The following is an 8,078-nucleotide window of genomic DNA, read 5'->3' as shown; positions in this document are numbered from 1 at the left end:
CTTTCATGCTGCCCGGTGCCATCCATTACCATCCGCACGGCGCGCTCGCGCACTTCTGGTGAATACTTGTTCGTTGTCTTTGTCATGATGCTCCATCCTACTCATGAGTTGGAGCCTCCGGCAAACCCGGCGCGGTTCACGGTTACGTAGGAGACATAACCTGGCACAAGAGGTAGCACGCAGGGGGACAGAAATGATATCGTGCCGGCTAGGAGGGCGGCGGTGAGGGCGCGCGCCAAGTGATGTCTTCGTCGACCCAGATCAGCAGGGACCCCCGCTTGCGCAGCGATGCGTTGTAGCTGGACCAGTTGGTCGTACGATAGCGGGCGGGAGATGGGTTGCTCATGGAATGCGGCTAACAGCATGGGTTCGCGAAGGGAATCCTGAGGCGTCAGACTTGTGCAACAACGCCCCGTATCATCGACCTAGTGGTGCCCACATGGCAGGCTATTTCAATGGATAGATTTTTCTCTATCAGTATGCCCGCGGCTCAGTTTGTTAGAAATGTCCTGCTGTTCAGCTTCGCTGCATTACTGCCGGTCCTGTTGTTCTACGTCTTACTGGCTCCGGGCTTTGCTCCGGCTCTTGCTGCCGGCGGACCGGCACTCATGCGCTTACTAAGGCAGGTTGCGACCAACGGTTTGCCCGTGGTTTTTGCCGTCAACTATGTCAGTTTTTTCCTTTTCGCTATGACAAAGCAACCTAAGGCGGGCTCAAGAGACACGGCGTTTTTCGTGCTGGTCGATGTCTTGCTCAGAGCCCTTCTCTTTCCAGGTCTCCACGTGCTGATATACGTTCTATCTGCCGACTGGTTCGGGTCATTCGGCGGCAATCGTTCAACCGCTTTGGCGGTTGTATCCCCGACTCTTGCGCGTTCGGCGTTTTTCGAGAACATCTCCGGCGTTTACCTCTATGCGACTATGATAAGCGCGTTGCCGCTCTACGTCTCGGCTTTCGGGCGGTCGGAATTTCTTGGACCGGTTGTACGTCGCTTGCCCATGAACACGGGCGTGATGCTGCTTGCCCTGGCTGCGTTTGCCTTGTCGGTCGGGCTGATCACGATCGGCGCACAAGGCATCGCATCTCTTCAGGCCAGGTGATGGCAGGCTAATCACCGTGGGCGTGGGCGGGGGCGGGGGCGACTTGCGGTGCCACCCATTGCGACAAGTAAACGCGCTCGAAGGCGAACACAGCGATCATCCCGACAGCGGCGTAGAGAACGATCATCGGGTCGCTTTGAAGCTTCATCACGGTGAAAGCTGCCAGTACTATCGCATCGAGCGCCAGGGCAGTCAAAAGCACGATACCGAAGGCGCCGACGTCTGCTCGACGATAGCGGAACACGCCCCAATGTATGATCATGTCCATGACGAGGTAAAAGAAAGCACCGAGGGATGCGATCCGGCCTAAATCAAAGAGCACGGCCAACGTCGCGGCGATGACGACAGTATAGACCAGGGTGTGGCGTTGGATGGGACCTGGCATACCGAAGTGGCTGTGCGGGATCATTTCCATGTCGGTCAGCATCGCCAGCATACGCGACACCGCGAAGACGCTGGCCAGAACGCCGGACGCCGTTGCGACAGCGGCCAGGATCACCGTGAGTATGAAGCCGGTTTGTCCAAGGGCGGGCTGCGCCGCTTGTGCCAGCGAATAGTCACGCGCTGAGATGATCTCCTCGATCGTGAGACTCGAACCGACCCCGTAGGCGACCAACAGGTAGACGACGACGCAGATTCCGATAGAGAACATGATCGCTCGGCCAACATTGCGATTTGGTTCAGTGATCTCGGCTCCGCTGTTGGTGATCGTGGTGAATCCCTTGAACGCAAGGATGGCCAGCGCCGTAGAGGCGATGAACCCCGTGAGCCCGTAGGATTGTGAGGTCTCGGACGCCGCGGCGAACGCAAAACCACTGGACCACAGGGCCGCGATGCCAAACAGAGCTATGCCTCCGATCTTGATCGCGGCCATGATCAACGAGAACAGCCCGACCGAGCGGTTTCCGGCCATGTTCACCAAAAAGGCGAAAACGATCACGGCCACAGCCAGAGCGGGGACCAATGGGCCACCTTCGATATCGAAAGGGCGCAGGACATAGGTGGCGAAGGTTCGCGCGACGAGGCTTTCCGCGATCACCATGCTGAGCGCCATCAGCAGTGCGGCCCCGCCCGCGATGGCTCCGGGGCCATAGCATTTCTGCAGGATCATGGCGATGCCACCCGAGGACGGCCATTTGTTCGACATCCTGATGTAGCTGTAGGCGCTGAAGCTTGTGACGACCGCGCCGGCGATGAATGCAAGCGGGAAAAGCGGGCCGGCGAGCTGCGCGATTTGCCCCGTCAACGCAAAGATTCCAGCGCCGATCATCACGCCTGTCCCCATCGCAACGGCTCCGCCCAGACTGATGGAATTTTCGCGGTACGTTTCTTTTTCGCTCTGCATAAATGGCCCCCTTTTAATTTTGGTTCATCCGAACGCTGTTGCGCGCTTCTAGATACGAACGCCGCGAAGGCGCAGCGAATTGAGCACCACCGAGATTGACGACGCGCTCATGGCGAAGGCAGCAAACATCGGACTGATGAGGATGCCAAAGAAGGGAAACAGAACTCCCGCCGCGACCGGCACGCCGGAGGCGTTGTAGATCAGCGCGAAGAACAGGTTCTGGCGGATGTTGCGCATCGTGGCCCGGGCGAGCCGCCGCGCACGCACGATACCATCAAGGTTGCCCTTGACCAGCGTGACGCCCGCGCTTTCGATGGCCACATCGGCGCCGGTGCCCATGGCGATGCCGACATCGGCCTGCGCGAGCGCGGGGGCGTCGTTGACGCCATCCCCGGCCATGGCGACCTTGTGGCCCGCCTCTTGCAACTCAAGGATGATCCGCGCCTTGTCCTCCGGCAGCACGTCGGCCCGGATCTCATCGATTCCGAGCCGCGTGCCGATGGCCTTGGCCGTGCGTTCGTTGTCGCCGGTCGCCATGATGACGCGGAACCCCAGTTCATGCAGATCCTCGATGGCTTCTGGCGTGGTCTCCTTCACTGGGTCGGCGACAGCAACTAGACCGGCGATCTCGCCATCCAGCACAACGAACATGACCGTCTCGCCTTCGTCGCGGCGGGCATTGGCCTTGGCGGTCAACGCGCCCGCCTCGAGCCCCAATTCGCGGATCATCGCCAAATTGCCGAGCGCGACCGCTTTGCCGTCAACGACCCCCTTGACGCCCTTGCCAGTGACCGCCTCGAAGTCCCGTGCCTCGTCCATTTTGACATCTCGCTCCTCCGCACCCCTGACGATCGCTTCGGCCAAGGGGTGCTCCGATCCGCGCTCAAGCGATGCGGCGAGACGCAAGACCTCGGCTTCGTCGTGGCCGGGTTGCGGGAGTACGTCGACAAGCCGCGGCTTGCCTTCGGTCAACGTGCCGGTCTTGTCGACGATCAGGGTATCGACTTTCTCGAACCGCTCCAGCGCCTCGGCGTTCTTGATCAGCACCCCTGCCTGAGCGCCCCGTCCTGTCGCTGTCATGATCGACATCGGTGTCGCCAGGCCAAGCGCACAAGGACAGGCGATGATCAGAACCGCCACCGCCGAAATCAATGCGTAGGAAAGCGCAGGCGCGGGCCCCCAGATCGCCCAGGCGATGAAGGACAGGACCGCGATACCGATGACGGCCGGAACGAAATATCCCGCCACCTTGTCGGCGTATTTCTGGATCGGGGCGCGCGAGCGCTGCGCGTTCGACACCATCTCGACAATTTGAGCCAGCATCGTGTCGGACCCGACACGCGTCGTCTCCATCACCAGACTGCCGGTGCCATTGATCGTCGCGCCGGTCAGCGGGTCGCCCTCGGTCTTCTCGACCGGCACGGGTTCACCGGAGATCATGCTTTCGTCGACCGAGGACCGGCCGTCCAGAACCACGCCATCGACCGGCACCTTGTCACCGGGCCGCACGCGCAGCCGGTCCCCGACTTGCACGTCCTCCAGCGGGATTTCCTCCTCGGATCCGTCGTCCCGGATGACCCGCGCGGTCTTTGCCGCCATGTCGAGAAGCGCGCGGATCGCCTTGCCGGTCCCCTCGCGGGCGCGTAGTTCCATCACCTGGCCGAGCAGCACCAGCGTCACGATCACCGCCGCCGCCTCGAAATAGACGCCGACATGGCCTTCGGAGTCTCGGAACCCATCAGGGAATATGTCCGGTGCGAGAACGGCAACGACGCTGAAGAGCCAGGCGGCAAGAACGCCCATGCCGATCAGGGAGAACATGTTGAGGTTCAATGTGCGGAACGAAATCCATCCGCGTTCCAGAAACGGCCAGCCGCACCACAAGACCACTGGCGTTGCCAGGATCAATTCGATCCATTGTGTGGTGCTTTCGCCAAAAAAAGTCCGGACTGCGGGGAAACCGACGAATGGCCCCATCGTGAGGACAAGGAGCGGGATCGTCAGGACTGTGCCGACCCAGAACCGCCGTGTGAAATCCACCAGTTCGGGATTTGGACCTTCATCGCCCGGCACACCGGATTCCAGTTCCAATCCCATACCACAGATCGGACACGCGCCCGGATCAGGCTGCCGCACCTGAGGGTGCATCGGGCAGGTGAAAATGGGACCATCATGTCCTGTAGGAACCAGATCATATCGGCCATCGGCCGGCGTGGCACCCGCGTGGTGTTCGTGATGATCATGTGCTGAATGGACCTCGAGCTCCGATTCCGGCACGAGGTGCATCCCGCATTTCGGACAATTGCCGGGCTCGTCCTGCCGCACCTCAGGGTGCATGGGGCAAACGAATACCGAAGAAGCTGCTGTGGTTTCAGAACTGTCGGGAGTGCTCATTTTGCGGTCCTTTCCGAGAATGCTTCTCTTGCCTAGGGCTTCCATCCGCGGGAGGGTCAAGAGAGATCAGTACGGCGATTACATTGCGGCTCTGCGGGGTGGCGCTGTCCGGCCCCGTTCCCGCCGGGCGAACACGATCAACGCCAGCCCGACCAGCGCCATTGGCATGGAGAGCAACTGGCCCATGGTCAAACCCCACTCACCAAAATGAAGCGCATGGCCGATCGGGTTGTCCGCCGTCACAAATTGTTGGTCCGGTTGCCGGAACATCTCGACGAAACTTCGGGCAAGACCATAGCCGGTCAGAAACACGCCAGCCAAGGCACCGGGCATTTTCAGCCAGCCCCGGCCCCAAGCGAGATAAATGAGCAGTATTCCAAGAATGAGCCCCTCCAATACCGCCTCGTACAGCTGGGACGGGTGTCGGGCGCAGAGGCCGCTAACCCCTGGGCAGGCCTGCGCGACTTCGCCGGGAAAGATCACCGCCCAGGGAACGTCCGTTGGACGCCCCCACAACTCATTGTTGGTGAAGTTCGCCAGCCTTCCAAGAAACAAGCCTGGTGGTGTTGCCAAAGCCAGCAAGTCGCCAGTGCTGAGCAATGACGCGTTCTGTCTAAGGCAGAACAGCAAGGCCGCGATGACAACTCCCGCGAACCCCCCGTGGAAAGACATGCCGCCTTGCCAGACCATCAGAATTTCCAAGGGATTGGCGAGATAATATGCGGGCTGGTAGAACAGTACAAAGCCCAGGCGACCACCAGCAATCACGCCGATGATGATCCACGTCAGAAGATCTTCGATCTGCGTTCGGTCAAGCGGCGGTCCAGCTGACGTCCAGAGCGCGGGACGGCTTATGGCACTCGAACAAATGCGCCAGCCAATCAGGATACCGAAGATATAGGCTAGCGCGTACCAGCGGAGTGCGAATGTGACCCCCCCGATGTCGAAGGAGAAGAGGTCGGTTCCAATATCCGGAAATGGCAATCCCGCTGGCAGCACTGGGTGAGTTCCTCATCAGGAATTTACGTGGGGATTAGATGGCATTGATCGAGCACCGCTAAAGGCGCTCGATCTGCGACAGGGCATCCAACGCCCATCCCGCCATCACGCGGTGTCGAGGGCGTCCCGAAGGAGATCGCGGACTTCGCCGGCGACCGCGTCCAGGTCTTGGTTCTGCACCGCCTGCATCGAAGCGACAGGATCGACCGCGCTGACCTCGGTGTCGCCGTCCAGTTGCCGCAGGATAACATTGCAGGGAAGCATCGCACCGATGCGAGGCTCGATCTCGATGGCTTTGTGCGCCATGCCCGGATTACAGGCCCCCAAGATGCGGTAAGGCGGCATGTCCGCATCAAGTTTCTTTTTCATCGTCGCTTTGACGTCAATCTCAGTCAGAACGCCGAAGCCCTTGTCTGCCAAAGCATCCCGAACACGCATCTCTGCGTCATCGATTTTGGTGTCTTTCAGGACGCGATCATAGGTATAGGCCATGGGAATTTTCCTTTCCGTGTCTCTATTTGTTGGCATACCGAGGCTAAACGGTTCAGGTCGCGGTTCGGTTCAATGTCCCGACCGCGAATGGTTTTGGGGTTGTGAGGACGGGTGCCGGAAAAAAACCGGCACCCATTGGCTCAGTTGTCCTGCATCATGGAGCCGTTGCCCATGCCCTGACCGTTGCCAGGCCGCGCAGGCGCATCTGCCATATTCGACCGCATCATCTGCATCCGCTCCATCCTATCGGCAGGAGCGGCCATCTCTTCCGGCGTCACCGCGCCGTCGCCATCGGCATCGAGGTGTTGGAAGCGATCCACCATCATTTCGCGGATCATCGCGCTGTGGAGAGCTTCAAACTCGGTAATCGAGAGGCTTCCATCCCCGTCGCTGTCAAACTCGGAAAGCTTGGCCTGCAGCTGCGTGCGCATTTCTTCCGGCGTCGTTGTGCCGTCTCCATCAGTGTCGAACATTTGCATCATGCCGCCAGCCATGCCTGGGCTCATCATACCACTGCCCATGCCTGCGCCCATCATGCCTGCGCCCATCATGTTTCCGTGCATGCGCTTCATCATGTCCATCATTCCGCCCATGTTCCCCATCATACCGGGACCACCGTTCTGCATCATGCCTGGTCCGCTCTGGGCGCCAAATTGTCCCCCACGCCCGTGGTTGGCGTCCGCGAATGCGGCACCGCCAAGGGCGGTTGCAGCCAGGGTCATTGCAGCGAGTAAAGTGTTGCGTTTCATTTCGATCACCTCGTGTCAGTGTTGCGATACCCAGCATATGGGGGGCACCTGCAGATGCGGAATGCCACGCGAGCCGGTGTTTTGTATCGCGAGGTCACAAAGGCGGGGTCTGTTACAAATTGCGACAAATCAATTCGGGGCGAACGCTCCTCTTCATCTGAAACATGCGATATCCAGAAAAAAAGGTGTCGAGGATCCGTATACCAACCGAAACCGAACCCATGTTTCGGTAGAGGTGAAATCCGGAAGAGTTGATGTCGAGATTGCTAGAGGCCCTGAATATCCCGAAAATTCAATCATTCAACCCATGGCAGGAGGCTGCAGGGTGCTCTTTTTGAACCGCATTTTCTCAGTTCTAACCTTGGTAATTTTGGCGGGGTGCGGTGCAGGAAACGACATGCGCCCGGATGCTTCAGCCGAAGTCATCAGTAGCGCATCCTACCGTCACGATGGACCGGCCGCGCTGACGTTGTACACCATGATCAACAACAGGTCCGGGGCGGGTGCGCATAGCAGCGTCATGATTAATGGGTCGCAGCGTGTTATCTTCGATCCGGCAGGAACGGTCCGGCTGAGCGCTGTACCGGAACGGGGAGATGTGCTTTATGGCATTACTCCACAAGTGGCCGATTTTTATGCGCGGGCTCATGCTCGCGAGACCTACCATGTCGTCATACAAGAGATCGATGTGTCTCCCGAAGTCGCGGAGCAGGCTTTGCGCCTTGCAATTGCCAGCGGCCCAGCCGCTTCCGGTTTTTGTAGTGCCAGTACCTCCGCGGTACTCAGACAATTACCAGGATTTGAATCCATCGGACGCACATTTTTTCCAAAGCGCCTGATGGCGGATTTTGGCAAGTTGCCGGGCGTGCGAACCACAAAGCTGTTCGAGAACGATGAGGACGACAAATCCGTAGCGATCGCACAGTTCGAAAGTTCACTTGCGACACAGCCGTGAGTGTTCGTCCAACAATTCATTGGAAGATGTCCCTGCACGACGCA

7 protein-coding genes and 2 pseudogenes are annotated in these 8,078 nt (G+C 59.4%); 2 read left to right on the top strand and 7 right to left on the bottom strand.

Features of this window, described 5'->3' with window-relative positions; translation table 11 throughout:
• Nucleotides 1-143: 143 nt before the first annotated feature.
• Both ACU0DV_RS10990 and ACU0DV_RS10985 read right to left on the bottom strand, forming a co-directional pair.
• A pseudogene (locus tag ACU0DV_RS10990) lies at nucleotides 144-227 on the bottom strand (cytochrome c biogenesis protein CcdA); the annotation flags it as partial.
• Nucleotides 227-346: pseudogene (locus ACU0DV_RS10985) on the bottom strand (IS5/IS1182 family transposase); the annotation flags it as partial. The pseudogenes ACU0DV_RS10985 and ACU0DV_RS10990, both read right to left, overlap by 1 nt.
• A gap of 109 nt (nucleotides 347-455) precedes the next feature.
• On the opposite strand from ACU0DV_RS10985, the gene ACU0DV_RS10980 reads away from it, so the two are divergent.
• Nucleotides 456-1,100, top strand: coding sequence for a hypothetical protein (locus tag ACU0DV_RS10980; RefSeq protein WP_007803445.1), 645 nt, complete (start codon nucleotides 456-458; stop codon nucleotides 1,098-1,100).
• Nucleotides 1,101-1,107: 7 nt separating this feature from the next.
• Here ACU0DV_RS10980 and ACU0DV_RS10975 read toward each other — a convergent pair whose 3' ends face one another.
• The 5 genes from ACU0DV_RS10975 to ACU0DV_RS10955 all read right to left on the bottom strand — a co-directional run bounded on the left by ACU0DV_RS10975 (nucleotide 1,108) and on the right by ACU0DV_RS10955 (nucleotide 7,079).
• Entirely contained in the window at nucleotides 1,108-2,445 is a 1,338-nt protein-coding gene (locus tag ACU0DV_RS10975; RefSeq protein ID WP_007803442.1) for an APC family permease, read from the bottom strand.
• A gap of 48 nt (nucleotides 2,446-2,493) precedes the next feature.
• Nucleotides 2,494-4,839, bottom strand: coding sequence for a copper-transporting P-type ATPase (locus ACU0DV_RS10970; RefSeq protein ID WP_188129277.1), 2,346 nt, complete (start codon nucleotides 4,837-4,839; stop codon nucleotides 2,494-2,496).
• A gap of 78 nt (nucleotides 4,840-4,917) precedes the next feature.
• On the bottom strand, nucleotides 4,918-5,838 hold the full coding sequence (lgt, locus tag ACU0DV_RS10965; protein WP_007803438.1) for a prolipoprotein diacylglyceryl transferase: 921 nt from the start codon (nucleotides 5,836-5,838) through the stop codon (nucleotides 4,918-4,920).
• A gap of 105 nt (nucleotides 5,839-5,943) precedes the next feature.
• Nucleotides 5,944-6,330, bottom strand: coding sequence for a DUF302 domain-containing protein (locus ACU0DV_RS10960; protein ID WP_007803435.1), 387 nt, complete (start codon nucleotides 6,328-6,330; stop codon nucleotides 5,944-5,946).
• Between the two features lie 140 nt (nucleotides 6,331-6,470).
• Nucleotides 6,471-7,079 carry an EF-hand domain-containing protein gene (locus ACU0DV_RS10955; RefSeq protein WP_012187178.1) on the bottom strand — a complete coding sequence of 203 codons (609 nt, stop codon included), beginning with the start codon at nucleotides 7,077-7,079 and terminating at the stop codon, nucleotides 6,471-6,473.
• A 397-nt stretch (nucleotides 7,080-7,476) separates the two neighbouring features.
• Between ACU0DV_RS10955 and ACU0DV_RS10950 the strand changes: the two genes are divergently transcribed.
• Nucleotides 7,477-8,034 (top strand): hypothetical protein, encoded by a 558-nt coding sequence (locus tag ACU0DV_RS10950; RefSeq protein WP_012187179.1) that lies wholly within the window; start codon nucleotides 7,477-7,479, stop codon nucleotides 8,032-8,034.
• Nucleotides 8,035-8,078 lie beyond the last annotated feature (44 nt).

This window comes from Sagittula sp. (assembly GCF_052825245.1).
Note: the sequence above shows the minus strand (reverse complement) of the source record. Positions and strands in the feature narration are given on the sequence as shown.